Origin of the sequence: Pandoraea soli (genome assembly GCF_902459595.1) — a bacterium.
Lineage (GTDB): Bacteria > Pseudomonadota > Gammaproteobacteria > Burkholderiales > Burkholderiaceae > Pandoraea > Pandoraea cepalis.
On the sequence record NZ_CABPSG010000012.1, the window covers coordinates 30,012 to 53,395 of the forward strand.

The 23,384-nt window shown below is 63.8% G+C and carries 19 protein-coding genes, 1 tRNA gene and 2 riboswitches; of the genes, 17 read left to right on the plus strand and 3 right to left on the minus strand.

Annotation, left to right across the window (positions count from 1 at the left end):
- The first annotated feature begins 247 nt into the window (after nt 1-247).
- The 11 genes from PSO31014_RS22460 (at nt 248) to PSO31014_RS18280 (ending at nt 10,434) form a co-directional block, all read left to right on the plus strand.
- Nucleotides 248-412, plus strand: a complete 165-nt coding sequence (locus tag PSO31014_RS22460) for a hypothetical protein (RefSeq protein ID WP_174976578.1) — start codon at nt 248-250, stop codon at nt 410-412.
- 132 nt (nt 413-544) lie between these two features.
- Nucleotides 545-2,050 (plus strand): amidase, encoded by a 1,506-nt coding sequence (locus tag PSO31014_RS18235; protein ID WP_150552904.1) that lies wholly within the window; start codon nt 545-547, stop codon nt 2,048-2,050.
- A 42-nt stretch (nt 2,051-2,092) separates the two neighbouring features.
- On the plus strand, nt 2,093-3,412 hold the full coding sequence (locus PSO31014_RS18240; RefSeq protein ID WP_150552905.1) for an MFS transporter: 1,320 nt from the start codon (nt 2,093-2,095) through the stop codon (nt 3,410-3,412).
- Between the two features lie 158 nt (nt 3,413-3,570).
- Nucleotides 3,571-4,302, plus strand: a complete 732-nt coding sequence (locus PSO31014_RS18245; protein WP_150552906.1) for an iron-containing redox enzyme family protein — start codon at nt 3,571-3,573, stop codon at nt 4,300-4,302.
- A 96-nt stretch (nt 4,303-4,398) separates the two neighbouring features.
- On the plus strand, nt 4,399-5,853 hold the full coding sequence (locus PSO31014_RS18250; RefSeq protein WP_150552907.1) for an aldehyde dehydrogenase family protein: 1,455 nt from the start codon (nt 4,399-4,401) through the stop codon (nt 5,851-5,853).
- 42 nt (nt 5,854-5,895) lie between these two features.
- The gene (locus PSO31014_RS18255) at nt 5,896-6,375 is read left to right on the plus strand and encodes a GlcG/HbpS family heme-binding protein (protein WP_150552908.1); all 480 of its coding nucleotides are present in this window, start codon (nt 5,896-5,898) and stop codon (nt 6,373-6,375) included.
- A 14-nt stretch (nt 6,376-6,389) separates the two neighbouring features.
- The gene (locus PSO31014_RS18260) at nt 6,390-7,418 is read left to right on the plus strand and encodes a 2Fe-2S iron-sulfur cluster-binding protein (protein WP_150552909.1); all 1,029 of its coding nucleotides are present in this window, start codon (nt 6,390-6,392) and stop codon (nt 7,416-7,418) included.
- Between the two features lie 259 nt (nt 7,419-7,677).
- Nucleotides 7,678-7,989, plus strand: coding sequence for a 2Fe-2S iron-sulfur cluster-binding protein (locus PSO31014_RS18265; RefSeq protein WP_150552910.1), 312 nt, complete (start codon nt 7,678-7,680; stop codon nt 7,987-7,989).
- A 355-nt stretch (nt 7,990-8,344) separates the two neighbouring features.
- Nucleotides 8,345-8,623: a 2Fe-2S iron-sulfur cluster-binding protein gene (locus PSO31014_RS18270; protein ID WP_150552987.1), complete on the plus strand. Its 279-nt coding sequence runs from the start codon at nt 8,345-8,347 to the stop codon at nt 8,621-8,623.
- Nucleotides 8,617-9,597, plus strand: coding sequence for an alpha/beta hydrolase (locus PSO31014_RS18275; protein ID WP_246176777.1), 981 nt, complete (start codon nt 8,617-8,619; stop codon nt 9,595-9,597). Before PSO31014_RS18270 ends, PSO31014_RS18275 begins: the two co-directional genes overlap by 7 nt.
- Nucleotides 9,598-9,759: 162 nt before the next feature.
- Entirely contained in the window at nt 9,760-10,434 is a 675-nt protein-coding gene (locus PSO31014_RS18280) for a GntR family transcriptional regulator (protein WP_150552911.1), read from the plus strand.
- Nucleotides 10,435-10,670: 236 nt separating this feature from the next.
- On the opposite strand, the gene PSO31014_RS18285 is transcribed toward PSO31014_RS18280, so the two are convergent.
- Nucleotides 10,671-10,746, minus strand: a tRNA-Arg gene (locus tag PSO31014_RS18285).
- Between the two features lie 381 nt (nt 10,747-11,127).
- On the opposite strand from PSO31014_RS18285, the gene PSO31014_RS18290 reads away from it, so the two are divergent.
- Complete coding sequence (locus PSO31014_RS18290; RefSeq protein ID WP_174976579.1) at nt 11,128-12,027, plus strand: c-type cytochrome; 900 nt, start codon at nt 11,128-11,130, stop codon at nt 12,025-12,027.
- A 117-nt stretch (nt 12,028-12,144) separates the two neighbouring features.
- On the opposite strand, the gene PSO31014_RS18295 is transcribed toward PSO31014_RS18290, so the two are convergent.
- Together PSO31014_RS18295 and PSO31014_RS18300 are read right to left on the minus strand one after the other, a co-directional pair.
- Nucleotides 12,145-12,921 carry a metallophosphoesterase gene (locus tag PSO31014_RS18295; protein WP_150552913.1) on the minus strand — a complete coding sequence of 259 codons (777 nt, stop codon included), beginning with the start codon at nt 12,919-12,921 and terminating at the stop codon, nt 12,145-12,147.
- 479 nt (nt 12,922-13,400) lie between these two features.
- The gene (locus tag PSO31014_RS18300; RefSeq protein ID WP_150552914.1) at nt 13,401-15,503 is read right to left on the minus strand and encodes a UvrD-helicase domain-containing protein; all 2,103 of its coding nucleotides are present in this window, start codon (nt 15,501-15,503) and stop codon (nt 13,401-13,403) included.
- 250 nt (nt 15,504-15,753) lie between these two features.
- On the opposite strand from PSO31014_RS18300, the gene PSO31014_RS18305 reads away from it, so the two are divergent.
- The 5 genes from PSO31014_RS18305 to PSO31014_RS18325 all read left to right on the plus strand — a co-directional run bounded on the left by PSO31014_RS18305 (nt 15,754) and on the right by PSO31014_RS18325 (nt 23,242).
- A complete protein-coding gene (locus PSO31014_RS18305; RefSeq protein WP_150552915.1) occupies nt 15,754-16,569 on the plus strand; it encodes a zinc finger Ran-binding domain-containing protein in 816 nt (271 codons plus the stop codon).
- 150 nt (nt 16,570-16,719) lie between these two features.
- Nucleotides 16,720-16,816, plus strand: a riboswitch (glycine riboswitch).
- 8 nt (nt 16,817-16,824) lie between these two features.
- A riboswitch (glycine riboswitch) is annotated at nt 16,825-16,961 on the plus strand.
- A gap of 137 nt (nt 16,962-17,098) precedes the next feature.
- Complete coding sequence (gene gcvT, locus PSO31014_RS18310; protein WP_017233614.1) at nt 17,099-18,205, plus strand: glycine cleavage system aminomethyltransferase GcvT; 1,107 nt, start codon at nt 17,099-17,101, stop codon at nt 18,203-18,205.
- A gap of 78 nt (nt 18,206-18,283) precedes the next feature.
- Nucleotides 18,284-18,667 carry a glycine cleavage system protein GcvH gene (gene gcvH, locus PSO31014_RS18315; RefSeq protein WP_130027536.1) on the plus strand — a complete coding sequence of 128 codons (384 nt, stop codon included), beginning with the start codon at nt 18,284-18,286 and terminating at the stop codon, nt 18,665-18,667.
- Between the two features lie 100 nt (nt 18,668-18,767).
- Complete coding sequence (gcvP, locus tag PSO31014_RS18320) at nt 18,768-21,695, plus strand: aminomethyl-transferring glycine dehydrogenase (RefSeq protein WP_150552916.1); 2,928 nt, start codon at nt 18,768-18,770, stop codon at nt 21,693-21,695.
- Nucleotides 21,696-21,832: 137 nt separating this feature from the next.
- The gene (locus PSO31014_RS18325) at nt 21,833-23,242 is read left to right on the plus strand and encodes an L-serine ammonia-lyase (protein ID WP_150552917.1); all 1,410 of its coding nucleotides are present in this window, start codon (nt 21,833-21,835) and stop codon (nt 23,240-23,242) included.
- Nucleotides 23,243-23,384: the final 142 nt, after the last annotated feature.

The following is a 23,384-nucleotide window of genomic DNA, read 5'->3' on the forward strand; positions in this document are numbered from 1 at the left end:
CCGCACTACGGCAGTCATGGGACGCCAATGCTCGGGGAGACCGCGCATATTTCGATTGATGAGCGTTGGCGCGTGCGCTATTTGAATGCGCATAGGACACCGAATGTAATACAAAGTAAGGGAACTCGCCATAAGGGTGACGTTTCCCTGCGACGGTGTCCCGTGGTGAAGTGGGCGGTGAGGCTTCAGGCGGCCAGGTGGCGATTAGCGCCTTTTGGGCCATCATTGTTTGGACACGAAGCCCCCAATGCGTCTCATTCTGGTGCCGGACGGCATTTCTGATCTGTTGCCGGCGATACAGGGACGCTTGAGCGCCTATGGCATCGCGAGCCTGGTCTACCGCCCAGGCACTTGGCCGAGGGGCTGCATGGTGCTCAATCACTCGGTGCCACGCGCCTGGCGCAACGGGTAGACCGGCTGATGGTGATTTGAACGGGTGGGGAGTCGGCTGACAGTGCCTAGCAGAAACCCTGATCAGCAAGTGACTTGACAGCGAAAATTTGTTCATTGATGGTATACAGAATACTGAAACGGCTTTTCCATCATGACGAATCCAACAGTCGAGTGCCCGGACGACCAGACCGCATCACGACACTCGCCCGGCGCTCCCCAATGGCATTTGGTAACGGCGACAGCGGTGCAGGAGGCATTGCGGCGTCACGAGGTTACGTCGGAGGCGCTCGTTGCCGCATGTGAAGCGGCCGTGCGCCGTTCGAATCCGACGCTCAACGCGGTGGTGGTCAGCGACTTCGAGCGAGCGTATGCGGTCGCAAGTCAGCGGGATGAGGAGTTGAGCGCTGGTCTGGTCCGGGGGCCTTTGCACGGCGTCCCGTTCACGATCAAGGAGTCGTTTGACGTCAAGGGGTGGCCGACCACTGTCGGCGATCCGGCATTCACGAATAATATTGCGGCGCAACACGCGAGCGTCGTGCAAAGGCTGACGGATGCCGGTGCGATCTTGCTAGGCAAGACCAATGTGCCGATCTTCCTGCGCGACTGGCAGAGCTACAACGACGTCTACGGTACCACGCGCAATCCCCACGATTTACGACGCACGCCGGGCGGTTCGTCGGGCGGCAGCGCCGCCGCGGTTTCCACAGGCATGTCATTTTTCGATGTCGGCTCCGACATCGGCTCGTCGATTCGTAACCCTGCACATTACTGCGGAATCTTCTCGCACAAAAGCACGCACGGTCTCGTGCCCCTCGACGGTCATGGCTTGCCGGGTGGTGTGGCGTTCCCAGACATTAACGTGGCAGGCCCGCTGGCACGTAGCGCGGACGATCTTGAAGTGGTGTTGTCAGCCATTGCCGGGCCGCCGGCGGAGGCGGCCTGCGCCGTACGCTTCGAACTGCCGCGCTGTCACGCGACCGACCTGCGTCAGATTCGCTTTGGTGTTCTGTCGAATCACCCGATTGCCGACGTCGACGCGGAGGTCGAGCAGAGCATTGTGCGCCTCGGAAAAGATCTTGAGCGCCGTGGCGCGCAGGTGCTGTGGAATGCCCGCCCATCGCTGGACGCCGACGAACTGATGCGCGTCTACACGCTGATGCTGCGCGCGTCGACGTGCGGCTATCTTGACGGCGACGCGTTCGACGCTGCTGTGACGGCGGCCGGCCAGGCATCTGCCGACGACACGTGTTATGCGTCGCTTCAGTACGTGGGGTCGGCCATGCGTCATCGCGACTGGCTCAGATTGCAGCCGTTACGAGAGCGTTTCGCAGCCGCGTGGCGCGCGTTGTTCGAGCGCGTGGACGTGCTGCTGTGCCCCGTAGCGGCCACGCCGGCGTTTGTGCTGAATGAGGAGGGCGCACCTTGGCAACGCACTCTGGAGGTCAACGGGCGGGCGCAGCCGTTAACGACGCAACTTTTCTGGGCCGGGCATTCCGGCTTGTGCGGCTTGCCCTCGACCGTTGTCCCCGCGGGACGCACGGTACAAGGGTTGCCTGTGGGCGTGCAGATCGTGGCGCCGTTGTATCACGACCTGCGCTCGATCCATGTAGCCAGATTGCTTGAGGCCGCCGGCTACGCCTTTGCACCACCTGCCTGACCTTCCCTACAAAACCCACGACCCTCCAAGGAGGACACCTTCATGTCCTGGCTGAGTTCACTATCAAAAAACGAGAAGCGCGCCTTTGCGGGCACGTTCATCGGCCATACGGTCGATGTCTACGACTTCATGATCTATTCGTTCCTCATCCCGGTGCTGCTCACGACGTGGAGCATGAGCAAAGCCACGGCAGGTAGCATCGTCACCTTTACGCTAATCGCCTCGCTCGTGGGCGCCATCGGTGCGGGCCTGCTGGCGGATCGCTATGGCCGGGTGCGCATCCTGCGCTGGACCATCGCGATCTTCGCGCTGGCGTGTTTTGGCTGCGGCCTGACCAATTCGCCAACGCAGCTCGCCATTATGCGCATTGTCCAGGGCTTGGGCTTTGGAGGCGAATCGTCGCTGTGCATGGTGTTGGTCATGGAGACGATCCGCAATCCGGCCCACCGCGGTAAGTTCTCGGGCTTCACCGCAAGTAGCTATTCGTTCGGTTGGGCATTGGCGGCACTTGCCTACAGCGCGATATTCAACTGGCTCCCGCCAGAAATGGCCTGGCGCGTGTGCCTGTTCATCGGCGTGGCGCCGGCCCTGATGGTGTTTTGGCTGCGCCGGAATCTGGAGGAGCCGGAGGCCTTTACCCGCACCATGTCGGAGCGCCGTCAGACCAGCCCACTCAAGACGTTCCGCGGCGTGTTCAGCGGTAGCCTTGCTGCACGCACACTCTGGTGCAGTCTGCTCTCGGGTGGCATGCTCGGCTCGTACTATGCGATTGCCACCTGGATGCCGACGTGGCTCAAGTCCGAACGCGGACTGTCGGTGACAGGCACGGGCTTGTGGCTGGCCATCACCATCAGCGGCTCCATCGTGGGCTATGTCGTGGGCGCCTGGTCGACCGACAGGCTTGGCCGTCGCCCGACATACATCCTGTTCGCCATCGGCGCGTTCGTGATGAGCATCGCTTACATGCTGATTCCGGCACCCGTGCCCGTGATGATGGTGCTGGGCTTCCTGATGGGTGTGTTGATGCAGGGAACGTTTGCGGGCGTAGCGGCAACGATCTCGGAGACGTATCCCCACGAGATTCGTGCGACCGGCTATGGCGTGGCCTACAACGCAGGGCGCGTTATCGGCTCAGTATTCCCGTTCATCGCCGGTTGGCTCGCCAGCGGTCACACAACACTCACGCTTGCCATCCCCATCGTGGCTGCTGTCGGCTACGGACTCGTCATCATCGCGGCCGTCATGCTGCCCGAGACCAACGGCATCAAGCTCGACGCCATCGAACCAGTGAACACAAGCAACGAAGATTCCCGCACCCTTCACGCCACTGTATCGGGGGCCACCGGCCGCGCGGCCGACTGACCTTTTTCCCTTTTTGCGGGACATCCCGCGCATGCGATTTGTTGTATTGGCATTTTTGCTAAAACTGTATACAGTGTACAAAAATGACGAATAACCCTCTCTTCGTCCAATCACGAAACGGCGGGGCTGGGGAACCACCCGAAACCAAGGAGCAAGACATGGCTGAACTGATGGACCGCGAAACCTTCCGTGCGGCACTCGAGGAAGCAATCAAGGGCAAGAGCGCGAACAAGGCGCCGTTTAGCGTCGCGTGGGCAAGCGGCAAACTATCGCGAGCGCACCTCGCTCGCTGGGCGGAGAACCACTATCACTACGTTGGGCCGTTCGCCGATTACCTCGGCTATCTTTACGCCCGTACGCCGGACCACATGACCGAGGCCAAAGATTTCCTGCTGGCGAACATGTACGAAGAGGAGATTGGCGGCGATCGTCATACAGACCTGCTGATTCGATTCGCAGAAGCGTGCGGAACGACGCGCGAGCGCGTCGTCGACCCGGACAACATGTCGCCGACAACGCGTGGACTGCAAAGCTGGTGTTACGCGGTTGCAATGCGTGAAGACCCGGTGGTGGCGGTGGCCGGGTTGGTCGTCGGACTGGAATCGCAAGTCCCGTCGATTTATCGCAAGCAGACGCCCACGTTGCGCGAAACGTACCAGTTCACCGACGAGGAAGTCGAGTTCTTTGATTTGCACATTGTCTCGGACGAAATTCACGGCGAGCGCGGATATCAGATCGTGTTGGAGAACGCGAACACACCGGAATTGCAGCAGCGTTGCCTGAAGATCTGCGAGATCGGCGCGCAGATGCGACTGTTGTATACGACCGCGTTGTACTACGACTACGTCAAGAACGAAGTTCCGCTGCCCGAGCTGGGATTGGCCGCCTGAACGATGTTCTGCCGCGCCGCCGCCCTCGATGGCAAGTCGCCAAATGTATCTCGCGGCGGCGCGGATATTGAAGACTCCTTGCAGGACACCGCTTTCATGACGACCGTTCCTACATTTCTGAACTATATCGAGGGCGAATGGTGCGCTAGCCGCTCGGGCGCCACCTTCGAGAACCTGAACCCAGCCGACACGCGCGACGTCGTCGGCCATTTTCAGGCGTCGGGCGAAGTCGATGCGCGCGCCGCCGTGCGTGCGGCCGCTTCGGCATTTGCCGCCTGGAAGCGCCTGTCGGTGGGCACGCGCGCGAAGGTATTGATCGACGCGGCCGCCTATCTCGAGCGCCACGCCGAGCGCTTTGGTGAAGAACTCACGCGCGAGGAAGGCAAGCAGAAGGCGCTTGCCAAGGACGAGTTCCTGCGCGCAGCGCAGACGCTGCGCTACTACGCCATTGAAGCCCAATCGTACGGCGGCGAAACATTTCCGAACGACGACAATGACATGACGGTATACACCTTGCGCGAACCGCTGGGTGTCGTTACCGTGATCTCGCCCTGGAATTTCCCTGTCTCGATCCCCGCACGAAAGATCGCCCCGGCGCTGGTTTGCGGTAACACGGTGGTGTTCAAGCCGGCATCTGATGCGCCGCTAAGTGGATTGCGCCTGGTCGAAGCGTTTGTGGAAGCCGGTATCCCTAGGGGCGTGTTGAACTTCGTGACGGGCAGCGCTTCGGCCGTCGGCCCAACGCTGGTCGGCGCGCGCGAAGTACGGGCCATCTCCTTCACTGGCTCGACGTCGGCCGGTGAGCAGATTCACCGAGCGGCGTCGTTGTCTACCCGCACACAGATGGAGCTTGGCGGCAAGAACCCGCTGATCGTGCTCGACATGATCGACATCGATCGCGCCGTCGATCTGACCATCAAGGGAGGCTTCTCCCTCACGGGGCAGGCGTGTACTGGCACCAGTCGTGTGCTCGTCGCCCGCGAGATTCGCGCAACGTTCGTCGAGCGACTCGCCGCCCGGACGGCGACACTCAAGATCGGCAACGGCATGCGGCCGGGCATCGATATCGGACCGCTTGCGACAATGGGGCAATTGCGCTCGGTGCTCGACTACATCGCGATCGGAAAACAGGAGGCCACGCTGGTGTGCGGCGGCGAGCCACTCACGCATGACGTCTATGCCCACGGATATTTCGTCGCTCCCGCGATCTTTGCAGACGTGCCACGCACCGCACGTATTGCGCGAGAGGAGATTTTCGGTCCGGTCATCGCGGTGATCGATGTCGATGGCTACGAAGACGCCATCGCTGTGGCCAACGATAGCGAGTACGGATTAGCTGCATCGCTTGTCACGCAGGACGCCCGATTGATGCATCGGTTCGCAAGCGATATCGAAGCCGGCACCGTCAAGATCAACCGCACTACCACGGGCAATCTCGTCAACGCACCTTTCGGCGGCCTCAAGCATTCGAGCACCGCGACGTTCCGGGAGTCCGGGCGCGATGGCCTCGAGTTCTATCTCCAGATCAAGACGGTGTATCGCGGTATTTAACACAAGCCGCGCACATCTCTCCGTCAATCTATTTCCTCTGCCATGAAACCTTTCTTCAAACTTGAACTTGCCGAAGCCCGCCACATGATCGCTGCGGCCATCGGGCGCTCGCAGGAAATCGGTGTCCTCGAATCTATCTGCGTGGTCGACGAGGGCGGCTTCCCGCTCGCGCTTGAGCGCATGGACGGTGGGCGCATCACCGGACCGCAGATTGCCTGGAACAAGGCATTTACGGCCGCTGGACACAAGCGCTCGACGCACCTTTTCACCACACCGCCGAACGGACCGGCACTGCCCGGCAATGAAGCTTTCGGTATTCAGTGGAGCTTCGAGGGGCGCTTTGCCGCGTTTGTTGGGGGCTTCCCCATCGTGGTCGACAAGCAAGTGGTTGGCGGCATCGGCTTGTCAGGCGGCAACGGTGAACAGGATACACAGGCTGGGCTGGCCGGGCTTGCGGCACTGCAAATGCTGCTGCGCAAGAGCGGCCGCGAAGTGCTCGTGCAACCCGACATCAAGCTTTGACGGGGACTTGCGCCGTGAGCTATCGAATCACATGGATCGAGGCCCACCGCAGCTTCGAGGCGACCTCTGACGAAACCATCCTCGAGGCGGCCCGACGCGCGGGTGTCGTGCTGCCATCCGAGTGTGAGTTCGGTGGTTGCGGGACGTGTCGCGTCAAGCTTGCGCAGGGGCAGGTGCGCTACGAGGACACGCCGGACGCGCTTTCGCAAGACGAGGCAGAGGCGGGCTACGCACTGCTGTGCCAGGCCCATGCGTGTGCCGATCTGACGATCAGCACCGAGCGATTGCTTGATGCGCCTGCACCGACGCAGCGGCGTCGGGTGAGCATCGTGCGCAAGGAGCCGCTCGGGCCGGACGTCACACGATTGGTGCTTGCATCCAGCGAGAGGGAGCCTTGGGTGTTCCGTCCCGGTCAGTATCTGAACGTGTTGCTCGGCGAGACAGGATCGCGCAGCTTCTCCATGGCATGTTCGCCCGAAGCGAGTGACGGGACAGGCGAAGTGGAGCTCCACATCCGCCACATCGAGGGCGGATATTTCACCCAGACGCGTTTGAGCAAACTACGTTCCGGCGACACACTCGACGTGGAGGCACCGCTGGGCGGGTTTGGCTATCACGAAGATGACTATCGGCCCATCGTGATGGTCGCCACCGGAACGGGCATCGCGCCGCTGCGCAGCATGCTGACACAGATGCTGGCAAGTGGTGCGCCCCCCATCGCCCTATATTGGGGCGGGCGCACGCAAGCGTCGCTCTACCTCCATGATGAGCTGACCGCGCTCGCGAATCAGCGCGAAGACTTCCGCTACGTCCCGGTGTTGTCGCGTCCGGATGAGTGCTGGGCGGGGGCAAGAGGTTATGTGCAGGATGCCGTGCTCGCCGATCATCCCGATCTTTCCGAGCATGCGGTGTATCTGTGCGGCTCCCCCGTGATGATTGCCGAAGCGAGAGGGGCGTTCGTCGCTAACGGCGCCAGCATGCGTTACCTCTATGCAGACAGCTTCACGTTCCAGCTTCCCGCGCCCGAAGGGGTGGCCACCTGAGTCCATTGAAGGGTACGGAAGGGGCGCGACGGGGCGGCGGATCCGGCCGCCCCTTTGTCGTCGGACCCGTCATACGCCGCGCTCGACGAAAACACCTTCGCCTTTCATCCCGTTGGAACGCCCCCATTTCCCATCGAATCACAACGTCGAAAGCGATCTTATTTTGATAACGGTATACAGTATTCAACGTTGCGGTACACTCAGATAAATGCCGCCGTCGCGAGGGACGCGGCAGGTGATTCTCGTGAAAGGAGGGCGCATGCCAGTTGTCGTATTCCGCAGGAACGGGCAGACGTATCGTGAAGAGGTAAAAGCCAATACCAATCTGGTTGTCCGCGCGGGCATCAAGCAGTTCCCATTCCCCCATTTGCGCTATGAGTGTGGCATGGGCAAGTGCGCGCGCTGCGCATGCCGGGTGCTGTCGGGCGGCGAACATTTGTCGGCACCGAACTGGAAAGAGAAGAAGCAACTGGGCGATCGGCTCGACGCGGGATTCCGTCTTGCCTGCCAGTTGTGGATCGAGCAGGACATTGAGCTGGCGCAGGACGACGAGCTTCCGGCGGCGTTCTGATCGCCGAGCATTGCCAAGCAACGTGCAACGAGGAAAGCGAATGTACATTGTACTTACCAGCCGTCTGGGCCAATACCGCAGCGAGCCGACGCCCGGCATCACGCCGGTCGAGACTCACGATTATTTCTATGGTGCGCGACACGTCGCAGCATTTGTCATCGCGAGACTGGACGGGCAATCGCGCGTGAAGATCGTTGATGAAACGGACCCGAGCGGCGCAAATCTGGTACCTACGAAGTTCTTCCAGCAATACGCGAGCGTGCCTGAGGCTGTGACTTCGCTCGAATCGCTCATCGGGCACGATCACGGACAAGCGCGGCTCAGCCGCCGCAATCCGGAGACACCTACAAGCCATATGGTTCAGATCACGTTCATCTCGAATGGCGGGAAGACAGTCGAGGCGCTTCCCAACAGCAATTTGCTGCGCGTGTCACTTCGGGAAAAGGGCGGGATTCCGTTCAAATGCGGCGGTGGCCTGTGCGGCACGTGCCGTTGTCGTGTGGAGGCGGGGCGTGAGCATACTGACGACGTCAAGCAAAAGGAGCGGCGGCATCTGAGCGCCGAGGACCTTGCCAACGGTTACCGCATGGCGTGTCAGACGTTCATCAACGGCAACGTGAGCGTCTCATGGTAATCGCGACGGACCACTCCGATGCCATGGCCGAGCCGTTCTCCGCCTTGCCGCCGAAGCAGCGGCAGTTAATGCTTGATCTCGGCCCACGCTGGAACGACGACATCATTGCGCATCGACAGGCGGTGATCGATTGCTACACGCCGATTCTGGCCACGGCGCCCAAGAGTCCGCACGTCGAGCGGAATGTGGCATACGGCGGGCATTCGCGTCAGGTGATGGACATTTTTGAGCCGGTGGCGGCGTCCGGCGCGAGCAGAACGGCACTGCGTGAGGCGGTCCTGTTTATTCATGGTGGCGCCTTCGTGCGGGGCAACAAAAGCGTGAATGGCGAGGTGTACGACAACGTGTGCCATTGGTTCGCCGGGCAGGGAAAGGTTGCGATCAACGTCGAGTACCGGCTGGCCGACGAGGCGCCGTGGCCGGGCGGCGCGCAGGATGTCGCGCAAGCCGTCGCCTGGGCGCATGCCAACGCGGCGCAGTTGCGAATCGACCCGTCGCGCCTCTTCCTGATCGGCCACTCGGCGGGCGGCACGCATGCCGCCGGCTGCCTTTTCGATCCGGCATTGACCGGATCGTCCCCTGGGCTGAGCGCAAAAGTGGCGGGGCTGGTGTTGGTCAGCGCGCGTCTGTTCGCCGATGTCAACCCGTGCAATCCGAATGCGAGTCCTGTGCGGGTGTACTTCGGCGCCGATGAAAGCCGATATGCGGAACGGTCGCCGCTGACTCACGGCGCGCGCAATTCCGTACCGACGATGATTGCCATCGCCGAATACGAAAACCGGTTTCTTGACGACTACGGCGCCGCATTTTTCCAGACACTGCTGCGCGCGCGAGGCGTGGCGCCGCGATTCGTTCAGGCGCGCTGCCACAATCACACATCGATCGTCGCGCATTTCAACTCGGGCGAGGAATGGCTCGGGCGAGAGATGCTCGCTTTCATGGCATCTGTGCCTAATGCGCCGCGCAGCCCTTGAATGAGGCAGGCCGTTGAACTTGCGCAACGATAACGTCTTCCAGATCGTGTACAGTCTACAAAAAGCCGTCGCTGCTATAAAATGTGGCGGTCATTGAGGTGTCGTGGATCTGCGGGATGCAGTCCACTGGCGCAGAACGGTCGGTTTGTGGAGATTGGAATCATGGTGCGGGGAGCCACAGGGGCAAACGGTCGCGAGCCGATCATGCACCAGCAGTTGTCAGATCTCGTGATTGCGCGCTTGCGGGAGTCGATCACTTCAGGCGCTTACATGCCCGGCGACCGCCTCGTCGAGGGCCGGATCGCAAAGGAGCTCGATGTGTCGCGGGTGCCGGTGCGCGAAGCGCTGCGGGCGCTGGCGGTTGAAGGGCTGGTGGAAGTTCGCCCCCGGCACGGTGCTGTCGTTGCATCGTTCGATCCAGCTTCGGCGCGCGAGCTGGTACAAATTCGAGCCACGCTCGAAGGGCTGAATGCGCGTCTTGCAGCAGAGCACTGCACGCCCGAGCTAGTCAAGCGCATCGAGAAAGTGCTTCAGGCGGGCAACGCTAAGGTTGTCGCAGGTGAGACCTCTGGGCTACTCGAGCTGAACGCGCAATTCCATGACTTGCTTTACTCCGCGGGCGCCAACGCCATGCTCGCCGAGTTGATGCGCTCGATGCGCGACCGCTCGCGCATGCTGTTCGTGAATGCCGCCGACGAAGAGGTGCGCATCACGTGGGAAGAGCACGCCGCCATCCTGCGCGCTGTGCAGTCCGGCGATGCTGCATTTGCCGCGTTGCTCGCCGAGCGTCACGTCACGCGCGCGGCCCAGTATTACCTCGATAACATCGCTCGCTGATCAGCGAGCGCGCGCCTGCAAGGGCGAAGCTAAGGTGTCTAGAGCCGCCCCATCTCGATGGCGAGACGTCAACACGCGAGCCCAGGTGAGGCTGGATGGGGTCGATTGAATACCGTACACCTTGAGACCGCGCGGCTATGCAATAGATGGCGTGTACTGCGGCACGTGGAAACGAAGCATGGTCACGGAGTTCAGTGCCGTGTGTTCGCGAAATTCACGTAAGTGCGTGTGTTTATTGGTGCGCCCGACTGGAATCGAACCAGTGACCCTCGGCTTCGGAGGCCGATACTCTATCCCCTGAGCTACGGGCGCTATGCTGACCACCGGAGAAGAAGGCGCGAACGCGCGGCCGGTAGGCAAAGAGGTAGAAGCATAGCGGTTTTGCCGCGCGCCGTCCATGCCCCGTGCATCGTCTCGCCACACAATGCGGCAATTCGTTGCCAAGCGCCGCGTGCGCGCGGATTTACTGTGCATGCAATGCCTCCGCACTTCGCGCACGAAGCACGCGGAACACCGCTTTGGCTTTCGCGTAAGTTAGGGAAAACACGGGACTTTTGCGGCGTCTGCGCACCGCCTTGGCATGTCATCGGCCAAGGGTTTGTTGCTACAATGGCTCGATATTTTGACCGGATGGCGCCAGCCGCCCGGGGTGATGCACTCGGTTTCCACAAAAATACTATTGAGAGATCCCGCATGAGTGAAGCACATAACGAGCATGAGTCTCTGATCAAAACACCCAAGCAGCTCATCGCCGCCGTCGTTGCGGGTTTCCTGGTTCCGATCGTCATCATCGTCCTGCTGGTCAATTACGTAGGCAACAACACCCTGACCGGCGCCGGCAGTTCCGCCATGACCGAACAGGCCATCGCCGAGCGCATCGCACCCGTCGCCAAGGTCGATATCAAGGACGCCAACGCACCACGCGTCTATCAGACGGGCGAACAACTCTACAAGGCCGTCTGTGCCGCCTGCCACGCCTCGGGCGCCGCCGGCGCGCCGAAAGTCGGCACGGCCGACTGGGCGCCGCGCATTGCGCAGGGCTACGACGGCATGCTCAAGATCGCCCTCGCCGGCAAAGGCGCCATGCCCGCGCGCGGCGGCACCAGCCCCGACGACGTGACGGACTACGAAATCGGACGGGCCATCGTCTATATGGCGAACGCCTCGGGCGGCAAGCTGCAAGAGCCGGCCGCCCCGGCACAGCCCGCCTCGGGCGCCGCTGCGGCCACCCCGGCATCGGCGGCACCCGACGCAGCCTCCGGCGCCGACGCCAGCACGGCCGCCGCCGCCGCCGCCGCGATGGCCTCGCTCAAGACCGCTGCCCCCGCCGCCGCCGGCGCAGGCAGCAATCTCGAAGCGGGCAAGAAGCTCTACAACACCGTTTGTATGGCGTGCCACGCGAGCGGCGTGATGAACGCGCCGAAGTTCGGCGACAAGGCCGCATGGGCGCCGCGCATCGCCACCGGCATCGACACGCTGCACAACGCCGCCCTCCATGGTCTGAACGCCATGCCGCCGAAGGGCGGGGCCGCCAGCGCGTCCGACGACGACGTCAAGGCCGCCGTCGACTACATGGTGAGCGCGGCCAAGTAAGCCGCCAAGCGCTTAAGCGCCGCGTCTGGCGCGAATCGCTCGTCGCCAAAAAGAATCCCCGCTTCGGCGGGGATTCTTGTTTCCAGCGTCCAGCATCCACCGGCGCGCGAGGTCGTATTACACCCGCACCGTCAACGTCGGATCGAACGCCGCGTTCTCGACGCGTCCCTCGAAGCAATAGCCACGCGGATTGCACAGCACCCGCGTCGGGCCGACGCGGTAATCAAACGAATCGTGCGTATGGCCGTGAATCCACAAGGCGGCCTCCGACGCGTCGACGAATGAGGTCAAATCCGAAATGAAGGCCGGGTTGACGAGCGACTCTGCGAAACGGGGATGGATGCTCTGCGGCGTTGGCGCATGATGCGTGACCACGACGGTCGGGCCGTCGTGCGGCGCGGCGAGCACGCGCCCAAGCCAGGCGACGTTTTCGCGGCACAGTGCCGCGCAGTCGTCCGGAGAGAAGAACGGCAGTTCCGCCCACGGCACCGCCGGATCGCCCACGCGAATCCGTGTGAAGTCGCGTACGAATTTGCGTGACTCCTCCACGGCCTCGTCGTGCTTGCCGTCGGCATCGTACAACGCGAAGTCCGTCCATAACGTCGTGCCGACGAAGCGCACGCCGCCAATCACCACCGACCCGCGCTCGAGCAGATGCACGTTCGTGCCCACGCAGAGGCGTCGCAATTCTGCCAGCGTGCCCGCGAGCGTGGCGCCGTAGAACTCGTGATTTCCGGGAACGTAGATGACGGGGCGCCCCAGCGCCTTCGCCCAGTCGATGGCTTGCGCCGGCCGACCGATGTCGCCGGCGAGAATCGTGACGTCGGCGCCCACCTCGGGAATGGCCAACGGCGCCACGGACAAATGCAGGTCGGACAGGATATGCAGTCTCACGCACCAGCTCCACAAAGGCTTGGGATCGGTGCCGCACACGCGCCGCCGCCGTGCGCGCCGAGCGCATCACGTGAGCGCAGGCGGTGTGGGCATTGGGTTGAAATCGACGCAATTCACGTCTTGCTTCGCCCGTTTTTTACCGACTATCGCCCGCGTCGCGCCGATGGTCAAGATGTCTTTGTCATCCGAGGAATGGGCTTCTATAGTGAAACCTCACCTGACGAGTGGAGGCGAGCCTATGCGGAAACTGTTGGTTGCTGTTCTGCTTTGTTTGACCAGTCTGGTTGGGATGGTCGTGGCGTCGAGCCCGGCAGCCGCTTGCGATCAGACGTCTTCGGGTAGTAGCAAATAGCAGCAAGCATTGACTTGACGGTACGCCGTGCCGCCGCCGACAGCCCCGGTACGATGTCGCCGTTCCTCAAGCCAGCCCCCGCTCGCGGGGGCTATTCGTTTGCGGCGCACTGCGCAAGCGTGTCGACTCAGGCGCCCGGCGACGGTGTCTTGTTCGCACCGCCCGCGAGCATGGCCTTGAGGCTGGCGAGCCGGTCCTTCGGCGACATGGGCGCATCTTCCGGCGGTGGGGGCGGCGCTTCGTCGAGCTGCATCTCGGGCACGAAGCGCGACACCTCGCATGAGTAGGTCTCGCGCGCCCGCTTGCGCTTCTTGCACCAAGACAGTTGCAGCGAGCGCTGCGCCCGCGTAATGCCGACATACATCAGCCGGCGCTCTTCCTCGATCTTCTCGGCGGTGACTTCCTCGTCTTCGCGAAGGTGCGGCAAGATGCCTTCCTCCACGCCGACCAGAAACACGTGCGGGTATTCAAGCCCCTTCGAGGCGTGCAGTGTCGACAGGCGCACGGCGTCCGGATCGTCACCATCGCGACCTTCGAGCATCGACATCAGCGCAATGGTCTGCGTAAGTTCCATCAGGCTCTTGCCGTCGTCGTCGAGGCCGTCGGCCGTGTCGAGGCCGGTGGGCTGCGCCGCGTCGCCGCGCGTGCCCTTGCGCTTCATCCATTCGAGGAATTCGAGCACCGTCGTCCAGCGCGATTGCGCCTGACGCTCGTCGAACGTGTCGTACAGATACGCCTCGTAGTGAATCCCTTCCATCAGATCGTCGATGACTTCATTGGCCGGGTCGCGCGCCGCGCGCGCTGCAATGCGCTGGATGAAGTCGCAAAACGCGCGCAGCGGTTCGAGCTGGCGCGGTGGCAGCCGCGCTTCGACTGCGCCCATGTAGACGGCCTCGAACAGCGACACCTTGGCCTGCCCCGCGAAGCTGCCGAGCACTTCGAGCGTGGTGCTGCCCACTCCCCGGCGCGGCGTGGTCACGGCGCGGATGAAGGCGGGATCGTCGTCGGGATTCGCCAACAGGCGCAGGTATGCGCACAGATCCTTGATTTCCGCCTTGTCGAAGAACGACTGGCCGCCGGAGAGCACGTACGGAATGCGTTCGCGCCGCAGCACTTGCTCGAAGATGCGCGCCTGATGGTTGCCGCGATAGAGAATGGCGTAGTCGCGAAACTCGGCGCGCCGCTCGAACTTGTGTGCCGACAGGCGAAACACGACCGACTCGGCTTCATGCTCTTCGTCGTTCATTGCAGTGACCGTGATCGGGTCGCCCAGGCCGTGCTCGCTCCACAGCTTCTTCTCGAAGAGTTTCGGATTCTTCGCGATGACGTTGTTCGCTGCCGTCAGAATGCGCGACGTCGACCGGTAGTTCTGTTCCAGCTTGACGACCTTGAGCGTCGGGAAGTCGACCTGCAATTGCTTGAGGTTCTCCAGCGTGGCGCCGCGCCAGCCGTAGATCGCCTGATCGTCGTCGCCCACGGCGGTGAACGCGGCGCGTGGACCCGCGAGCAGCTTGAGCAGCAGGTATTGGCAGGTATTGGTGTCCTGGTACTCGTCGATGAGCAGGTAGCGCAGCTTGTTCTGCCAGCGCTCGCGCACGTCCTCGTCGCGTTCGAAGAGTTGGGCGGGTAAGCGGATCAGGTCGTCGAAGTCGACGGCCTGATAAGCCTGCAACGTCGCCATGTAATTGCGATAGACGAGGGCGGCCTGATGTTCGTCGGCGGTTTCGGCAGCGGCCAGCGCCGTCTCGGGGGTGACCAGTCCGTTCTTCCAGAGCGAGATGGCGGTCTGCACGCCGCGAATCATCGCTTTGTCGGTCGTGCCCAACTGCTCCTGAATCAGCCCGAAGCAGTCGTCGGCGTCGAGAATCGAAAACTGCGGCTTCAACCCGACGTTCGCCGCCTCGCGCCGCAGGATCTGCACGCCCAGCGAGTGAAACGTACAAATGGTGAGCTGGTTGACGGGCACCTTGCGCCCTTCCTTGCCCGGCGTGGTCAGCAACTTGCCTTCGAGCTGCTTGGCCACGCGTTCGCGCATTTCGGCGGCGGCCTTGTTCGTGAAGGTCACGGCCGCAATGTGCTTCGGCTCGAACCCCTTCGTCTCGATCAGCCACGCGATCTTTTGCGTGATGACGCGCGTCTTGCCGCTGCCCGCCCCGGCCAGCACGAGGCATGGGCCGTCGAAATAGCGTGTGGCTTCGTTCTGAGCGGGATTGAGCGGGAAGGAGGACATGGTGTGACGCGAAGGGGGTGAAGACGGTGGCCGGCGAGGGCGGCGGTGGCGATGCGTGGCCGCCCGCCGGAGCGATGCACTGGCAGGCGGCGGGCGGTGGACAAGTCTATCACGCGAGCGCCACGCGGCCGTGCACGCCCGGCAGGCGTTGTTCGGACGCCAACTGTGGGGCCGGCGCGACGCCGAAGGCTGGCGTCGACGCAGACCGGATGCCTATAATGAAAAACGTTGCCATCGTGGTGAGGTCGCCGTGCAATGTCCAACTTGTGGGACGAACAATGCGCCGCGCACGCTGCACTGTGAGCAGTGTGGCGCGAGATTTGCGGACGCCGAATCTTCCGGCTGGGTCACCGGCGCGCTCGTGGTTGGCACGGCGATTTTCGCCGCCGTCGCGCTGCTTGGCATCTGGTGGAATCTGCGCGCCCCCTATGTCGACCCGGCGCCCAAGTCATCCGACGCAATGACCGTCACCCCTTTCAATGCCGGTAACGATGCACCGCCAGCCGTCGCGTCGGCCGCTTTGACGGCGGCGGGTTCCGACGCTGCTTCAGGCGAGGCATCTGCCGCGCTGGCCCGGGCGCAGGCGTTGGCGGCGGTCGATGCGGCCGCGTCCGGTGCCGCGGCCGACGTCGCTTCGGCCAGCCAGCCCGCGCCGCTCACCGCCTCGGCGGCCACCGCCGCGTTGACTGCCGCTGTCACGGCGCCCACACCGCCGGCGACCCGCAACAACGCGCCGGACGACATGATGCAACTGCTCAGCCGCCGCGCAGGCGGCAGTGCGGCTGGGAATACGGCACGTCCGGCGGCCAATGCCGATCTTCCCGCGCATTTCGACAATAGCGATATTGGCCCGATCGCCGCCGAAGCCCAGCCGCACGCGGCACCGGTGGCATCGGCGGCCGTGGCGCCGTCGACGGCGAGTGCCGTGGCGGCGGCGCTTGCGCAGTGCGACCGCTATCGCTGGTATGAGGTGATACCGAAGCAGCGCTGCGTGTGGGCCGTGTGTAACGGACGCTGGGGCAAGAACGGCTGTCCGGCGGGCACGAATCCTGGCGAGTCGCGCTGACCGGCGCACGCGCTCGGTGCGATCAAAAATGCGCGCGTTTCCCGCGCGCGACGGGGCACGGGGGATGCCCGTCCGGCGGTGTTCAACGCGGATCGGCACGCCGGTCATCGGCATCAAATTGACAGTCTTCGCCTTTCGCCGTAAAGTGCGCGAGCGTGGTCGGGAGAGCGCACCGGGAAGCACATGCCGGGGCCGCCGAAGGGGTAACACCCACAAACTCTCAGGCATCAAGGACCGTCCGCGCCGAAGGCATCGCCTTCGATCTCTGGAGAGCGGTTGCGGCGTGCGTGGCACGCGGGCGACCCACCGAAGGGGCCGGCACGAGCGGCATGGCGCACAGCGCGCCGCACGCACCGGGCAATCTCTCAGGTACCAAGGACAGAGGGGTCATCTCGCCAACTGGCATTGCGCCGGGCACGTGCACATGCACGCGCCGGACGCGGAAAGTGCCGGTCGTCGAGATGACCCCTTTTTGCATTGTCGGACGCCGTATTCCGACATGCCTGACCCTTGATGCCTTGACGCCCCGATGACCGAACTCAAACGCACTCCGCTCAACGATACGCACCGCGCCGCGGGCGCCCGCATGGTCGATTTCGGCGGCTGGGACATGCCCGTGAACTACGGCTCCCAGATCGAAGAGCACAACGCCGTGCGCACCGACGCCGGCATGTTCGACGTGTCGCACATGTGCGTGGTCGATTTGCACGGCCCGAGCTGCCGCGAATTCCTGCGCTACGCTGTCGCCAACAACGTCGACAAGCTGCAAACGCCGGGCAAGGCGCTCTACACCTGCATGCTCAACCCGAGCGGCGGCGTGATCGACGACCTCATCATCTATTTCATCGCCGAAGACTGGTTCCGCGTGGTGGTCAACGCCGGCACGGCCGACAAGGATCTCGCCTGGATTGGCCAGCTCAATGCGCACGGCGACTACAGCCTGACGATCATTCCGCGCCGCGACCTGTCGATCGTGGCGGTCCAGGGGCCGAACGCCCGCGCCAAGGTGTGGCAGGCGGTGCCCGGCAGCCAGGCCGCGAGTGAAGCGCTCAAGCCGTTCAATGCCGCTTTCGCCAAGGACACGGCGTTCGGCGAGTTGATGATCGCCCGCACCGGCTATACCGGCGAAGACGGTTTCGAAGTGATCGTGAACGCCGATCACGTGGCCGCGCTGTGGAACGCGCTGGTCGCGGCGGGCGTGCGTCCGGCCGGGCTGGGCGCGCGTGACACGCTGCGTCTGGAAGCCGGCATGAACCTGTACGGCCAGGACATGGACGACGACGTGTCGCCGCTGGACGCCGGCCTGGGCTGGACCGTCGAGAAGGAAAGCGACCGCACGTTCGTGGGCAAGGATTCGCTGCTCTCGCGTGGCCAGACGTGGCGCTTCGCGGGCCTCGTGCTCGACGGCAAGGGCGGCGTGCTGCGCGCGCACCAGGTCGTGGTGACCGAGGCGGGCGACGGCGAAATCACCAGCGGCACGTTCAGTCCGAGCCTGCAGCAATCGATCGCGTTTGCCCGTCTGCCGAAGGGCGTGCCGGACGGCGCGACCGTCCAAGTGCAAATTCGTGACAAGCAATTGCCCGCACGTGTGGTCAAATTACCGTTCGTGCGTCACGGCAAGGCCGTGGTGGCCTGAGCAACATCGGCGCCACGGTGCGGCGACACGAATTACCGATAACCGAATACCCCAAACACTGAATCCCGGAGCGTCAACATGGCGAATATCCCCGACAACCTGAAGTACACCGAGTCCGACGAATGGGCCCGCCTCGAAGCCGACGGCACCGTGACCGTGGGCATTACCGATTTCGCGCAGGAATCCCTGGGCGACATCGTGTTCGTCGAACTGCCGGACACTGGCCGCACCGTGGCGGCGGACGAAGCCTCGGCCGTGATCGAATCGGTCAAGGCGGCGGCCGACGTGCACTCGCCGGTCAGCGGCGAGATCCTCGAGACCAACACCGAAGTGTCCGGCTCGCCCGATCTGGTCAACACCGACGCTTACGGCAACTGGCTGTTCCGCGTGAAGCCGTCGAACACGGCCGAGCTGGACAAGCTGCTGGGCGCTGAACAATACGCCAAGAAAATCGGCGGCTGATGCCCCCGGGGGCGGCGCCGCGAGACCTTCGGTTCGCGCGGCACCGTCCCGGCTGCCACCCCCGCCGTCACTTGCCGTGATCGAACGAGAGATCTGACCCATGAATGCTTTGACTGACCTGCAAGCGCCGCGCCGCTCGCTCTCCGAGCTGGAGCAGCGCGACAACTTCTCCGCGCGCCACATCGGCCCGGACACCCCCGAACAACAAGCGATGCTCGCCGAGCTGGGCTACGCGTCGCGTGCCGCATTGATCGACGCCGTGGTGCCCGCGTCGATCCGTCGCGACGGCGCGCGCTTCGCCCAGTCGCTCGGCCCGTTCGCCGCCGCGCAAACCGAATCGCAGGCGCTGGCGCAACTGCGCGCGCTGGCCAGCCAGAACCAGGTGTTCAAGTCGTTCATCGGTCAGGGCTATGCCAATACGTTTACGCCGGGCGTGATCCTGCGCAACGTGCTGGAAAATCCGGCCTGGTACACGGCCTATACACCGTATCAGCCGGAAATCTCGCAAGGCCGTCTCGAAGCGCTGCTCAACTATCAGCAGATGATCATCGACATGACGGGGCTGGCGATCGCCAACGCGTCGATGCTCGACGAGGCGACCGCCGCCGCCGAAGCGATGACGCTGGTCAAGCGCACCGGCAAGTCGAAGTCGAACACGTTCTTCGTGGCCGATGACGTGCTGCCGCAAACCATTGAAGTCGTGCAAACGCGCGCCAAGCCGCTGGGCTTCGAAGTGCAGGTCGGCCCGGTGGCCGCCGCGGCCGACGTCGATGCGTTCGGCGTGCTCGTGCAATACCCGGGCGTGGGCGGCGACGTGCGCGACTACCGCGCGCTGGCCGACGCGATCCACGCCAAGGGCGGCATGCTGATCGCCGCCGCCGATCTGCTCTCGCTCACGCTGCTCACGCCGCCGGGCGAGTGGGGTGCTGACGTCGCCGTTGGCAACAGCCAGCGCTTTGGCGTGCCGATGGGCTTTGGTGGCCCGCACGCCGCGTACCTGGCGACGCGCGACGAACTCAAGCGCTCGATGCCGGGTCGCCTGGTCGGCGTGTCGGTCGATTCGCAAGGCAAGCCGGCGCTGCGTCTGGCGCTGCAAACGCGCGAACAGCACATCCGCCGCGAGAAGGCGACGTCGAACATCTGTACCGCGCAGGCGCTGCTCGCCATCATGGCCAGCATGTACGCCGCGTACCACGGCCCGCAGGGGCTGCGCACCATCGCCGAGCGCACGCATCGCCTGACGGCCGTGCTGGCCGCCGGTCTCACCGCACTGGGCGCCGCGCCGCGCAACGCCACGTTCTTCGACACGCTGACGGTGCCCGTGGCCGGTCGCGCCGATGCCGTGCATACGGTGGCCGCCGCGCGCCGCTTCAACCTGCGTCGCGAAGACGCGGACATCGTCGGCATCTCGCTCGACGAGACGAGCACGCGCGACGACGTGATCGCCCTGTGGGAAGTGGTGGCCGAGGCCCTTGGCAAGAGCGCCGTCTCGCTGGATTTCGACGCCATCGAGGCCACCGTCTCGAACGGCTACCCGGTGGCACTGGCGCGCCAAAGCGCGTATCTCACGCACCCGGTGTTCAACCGCTACCACTCCGAACACGAAATGCTGCGCTATCTGCGCAGCCTGTCCGACAAGGATCTGGCGCTCGACCGCACGATGATCCCGCTCGGTTCGTGCACGATGAAGCTCAACGCCACCTCGGAAATGCTGCCGGTGACGTGGCCCGAGTTCGGTCAAATTCACCCGTTCGCGCCGACGGAACAGACCGTCGGCTACCGTACGATGATCGATCAGCTCGAGCAGATGCTCGTGGCCGCGACCGGCTACGCCGCCGTCTCGCTGCAACCGAACGCCGGCTCGCAAGGCGAGTACGCGGGTCTGCTTATCATTCAGGCGTATCACGCGTCGCGCGGCGAAGCCCATCGAGACATCTGCCTGATTCCGGCGTCGGCGCACGGCACGAACCCGGCGTCGGCCCAGATGGCCGGCATGCAGGTCGTGGTGGTCGCCTGCGACGCCAACGGCAACGTCGATCTGGCCGATCTGCAGGCGAAGGCCGAGCAACATCGCGATCGTCTGGCCGCGATCATGATGACGTACCCGTCCACGCACGGCGTGTTCGAAGCCGGTGCGCGTCAGATCTGCGAGATCGTGCACGCGAACGGCGGTCAGGTGTATGTCGACGGTGCGAACATGAACGCCATGGTCGGCCTGTGTGCCCCGGGCGAATTCGGCGGCGACGTCTCGCACTTGAATCTGCACAAGACGTTCTGCATTCCGCACGGCGGCGGCGGCCCGGGCGTGGGTCCGGTGGCGGTGGGCGCGCATCTGGCGCAGTTCCTGCCGAACCAGCACTCGACGGGCTACTCGCGCGACGCCAACGGCATCGGTGCCGTGTCGGCCGCGCCGTACGGCTCGGCGTCGATTCTGCCGATCTCGTGGATGTACGTTGCCATGATGGGCGCGCAGGGCCTGACGGCCGCGACCGAGATGGCCATCCTCAACGCGAACTACGTTGCGAAGAAACTAGCGCCGCACTATCCGGTGCTGTACACCGGCCCGGGCGGGTTGATCGCGCATGAGTGCATTCTGGATCTGCGTCCGCTCAAGGACACCAGCGGCATCACGGTCGATGACGTGGCAAAGCGCCTGATGGACTTCGGCTTCCACGCCCCGACGATGAGCTTCCCGGTGCCGGGCACGCTGATGGTCGAGCCGACGGAATCGGAATCGAAGCATGAACTCGACCGCTTCATCGAGGCGATGGTCGCGATTCGCGAGGAAATCCGGGCCGTGGAAGAAGGTCGCGCCGATCGCGAGGACAACCCGCTCAAGCACGCACCGCACACGGCGGACGTGGTGACGGCGGACGAATGGCCGCACGCCTACGCGCGCAGTCAGGCGGGGTACCCGGTGAAGGCGCTGCGCGAGCGCAAGTACTGGCCGCCGGTGGGACGTGCCGATAACGTCTACGGCGACCGGAATCTGTTCTGCGCCTGCGTGCCGATGAGCGACTACGAATAAGCGTCGCAAAAGCTTGGCAGACAGGGGCTGGCAGACACATTGCCGGCCCCTTTTTGTCACTATGGATGTCACGCGAATGCGCCGGGCCGGTGGCATTCGTCGCGTCCCCCTACGTTTCAGCACTTCAGGACAGCCCCATGGCCGTTTCAGTTTTCGACTTATTCAAGATTGGTATCGGACCGTCGAGTTCGCATACCGTGGGGCCGATGCGCGCGGCGCTGATGTTCGTGCAAGGTCTGCAGCGCGACGGCCTGCTGCCGCAGGTCGCAGCGCTGCGCGCCGAGCTGTACGGCTCGCTCGGCGCCACGGGCAAGGGCCACGGCACCGACAAGGGGGTGCTGCTCGGTTTCATGGGCGAGGCGCCCGACACGGTCGATCCGGCGACGATTGCGGGGCGTTTGGCCACGCTGCGTCAGGCGAAGGTGATGTCGATTCTTGGCAAGCACGAGGTGCCGTTCGTCGAGAAGGAACACATGGTGTTCTACCGTCGCGAGGCGATGGCCGAGCATCCGAACGGCATGAAATTCCACGCGTTCGACGCCGAGGGCAACAAGCTGCGCGAAGGGCGCTATCTGTCGGTCGGCGGCGGGTTCGTCGTGACGGCCGGCGCGTCGAACGCACAGGTGCTCGCCGCGCACGATCAATTGCCGTATCCGTTCCGCACGGGCAAGGAGCTGCTCGAAATGTGCCGCGCGAGCGGCAAGACCATCGCGCAACTGATGTGGGAGAACGAGAAGGTCTGGCACCACGGCGACGCGGCAACGGCGGAAGCGGATATTCGTCGCGGGTTGCTCAACATCTGGAATGTGATGCAGTCGTGCGTGACGCGCGGTTGCGGCATCGGCAACGACGATGCCGACGGCGAACTGCCAGGGCCGCTGCATGTGCGACGCCGTGCGCCGGAGTTGTATCGTCAGCTCACGCAACGCGCCGAGCGCACGCTGTCCGATCCGCTGTCGGTGATGGACTGGGTGAACCTCTACGCGATTGCCGTCAACGAGGAGAACGCCGCGGGCGGCCGCGTGGTGACGGCGCCGACGAACGGCGCGGCCGGCATCATTCCGTCGGTGTTGCATTACTACGATCGCTTCGTGCACGGGGCGAACGAGCAGGGCGTGATCGACTTCCTGCTGACCGCCGGGGCCATCGGCATTCTGTACAAGCTCAACGCGTCGATTTCCGGCGCGGAAGTGGGGTGCCAGGGTGAAGTCGGCGTGGCGTGTTCGATGGCGGCCGGGGCGCTCGCTGCGGTGCAGGGCGGCACCGTCGAGCAAGTCGAGAATGCGGCCGAGATCGGCATGGAGCACAACCTCGGACTGACGTGCGATCCGGTTGGCGGGCTGGTGCAGATTCCGTGCATCGAGCGCAATGCGATGGCGTCGGTCAAGGCGGTGAACGCGGCGCGCATGGCGTTGCGCGGCGACGGTGCGCACTATGTCTCGCTCGACTCCGTCATCAAGACGATGCGCGAGACCGGCGCCGACATGAAGACGAAGTACAAGGAGACGGCGCGCGGCGGCCTTGCGGTGAATATCGTGGAGTGCTGATTTTTCGAAATACGATAGGTAAGCTGCGTGACGAAAGTCTCGCAGCTTTTTCTTTTCGCGGCTTGGCTTCCGTATCCGGGACTGGCGACCTTGCTTATCGGCTAATTCCCAACCCCTAAAAAAGTGGCACCACTCAGAATGT

Coding starts and splice junctions, on each gene's coding strand:
- PSO31014_RS22460 (WP_174976578.1), top strand. CDS start 248: ATGCGTCTCATTCTGGTGCCGGACGGCATTTCTGATCTGTTGCCGGCG.
- PSO31014_RS18235 (WP_150552904.1), top strand. CDS start 545: ATGACGAATCCAACAGTCGAGTGCCCGGACGACCAGACCGCATCACGA.
- PSO31014_RS18240 (WP_150552905.1), top strand. CDS start 2,093: ATGTCCTGGCTGAGTTCACTATCAAAAAACGAGAAGCGCGCCTTTGCG.
- PSO31014_RS18245 (WP_150552906.1), top strand. CDS start 3,571: ATGGCTGAACTGATGGACCGCGAAACCTTCCGTGCGGCACTCGAGGAA.
- PSO31014_RS18250 (WP_150552907.1), top strand. CDS start 4,399: ATGACGACCGTTCCTACATTTCTGAACTATATCGAGGGCGAATGGTGC.
- PSO31014_RS18255 (WP_150552908.1), top strand. CDS start 5,896: ATGAAACCTTTCTTCAAACTTGAACTTGCCGAAGCCCGCCACATGATC.
- PSO31014_RS18265 (WP_150552910.1), top strand. CDS start 7,678: ATGCCAGTTGTCGTATTCCGCAGGAACGGGCAGACGTATCGTGAAGAG.
- PSO31014_RS18270 (WP_150552987.1), top strand. CDS start 8,345: ATGGTTCAGATCACGTTCATCTCGAATGGCGGGAAGACAGTCGAGGCG.
- PSO31014_RS18275 (WP_246176777.1), top strand. CDS start 8,617: ATGGTAATCGCGACGGACCACTCCGATGCCATGGCCGAGCCGTTCTCC.
- PSO31014_RS18280 (WP_150552911.1), top strand. CDS start 9,760: ATGGTGCGGGGAGCCACAGGGGCAAACGGTCGCGAGCCGATCATGCAC.
- PSO31014_RS18290 (WP_174976579.1), top strand. CDS start 11,128: ATGAGTGAAGCACATAACGAGCATGAGTCTCTGATCAAAACACCCAAG.
- PSO31014_RS18300 (WP_150552914.1), bottom strand. CDS start 15,503: ATGTCCTCCTTCCCGCTCAATCCCGCTCAGAACGAAGCCACACGCTAT.
- gcvT (WP_017233614.1), top strand. CDS start 17,099: ATGACCGAACTCAAACGCACTCCGCTCAACGATACGCACCGCGCCGCG.
- gcvH (WP_130027536.1), top strand. CDS start 18,284: ATGGCGAATATCCCCGACAACCTGAAGTACACCGAGTCCGACGAATGG.
- gcvP (WP_150552916.1), top strand. CDS start 18,768: ATGAATGCTTTGACTGACCTGCAAGCGCCGCGCCGCTCGCTCTCCGAG.
- PSO31014_RS18325 (WP_150552917.1), top strand. CDS start 21,833: ATGGCCGTTTCAGTTTTCGACTTATTCAAGATTGGTATCGGACCGTCG.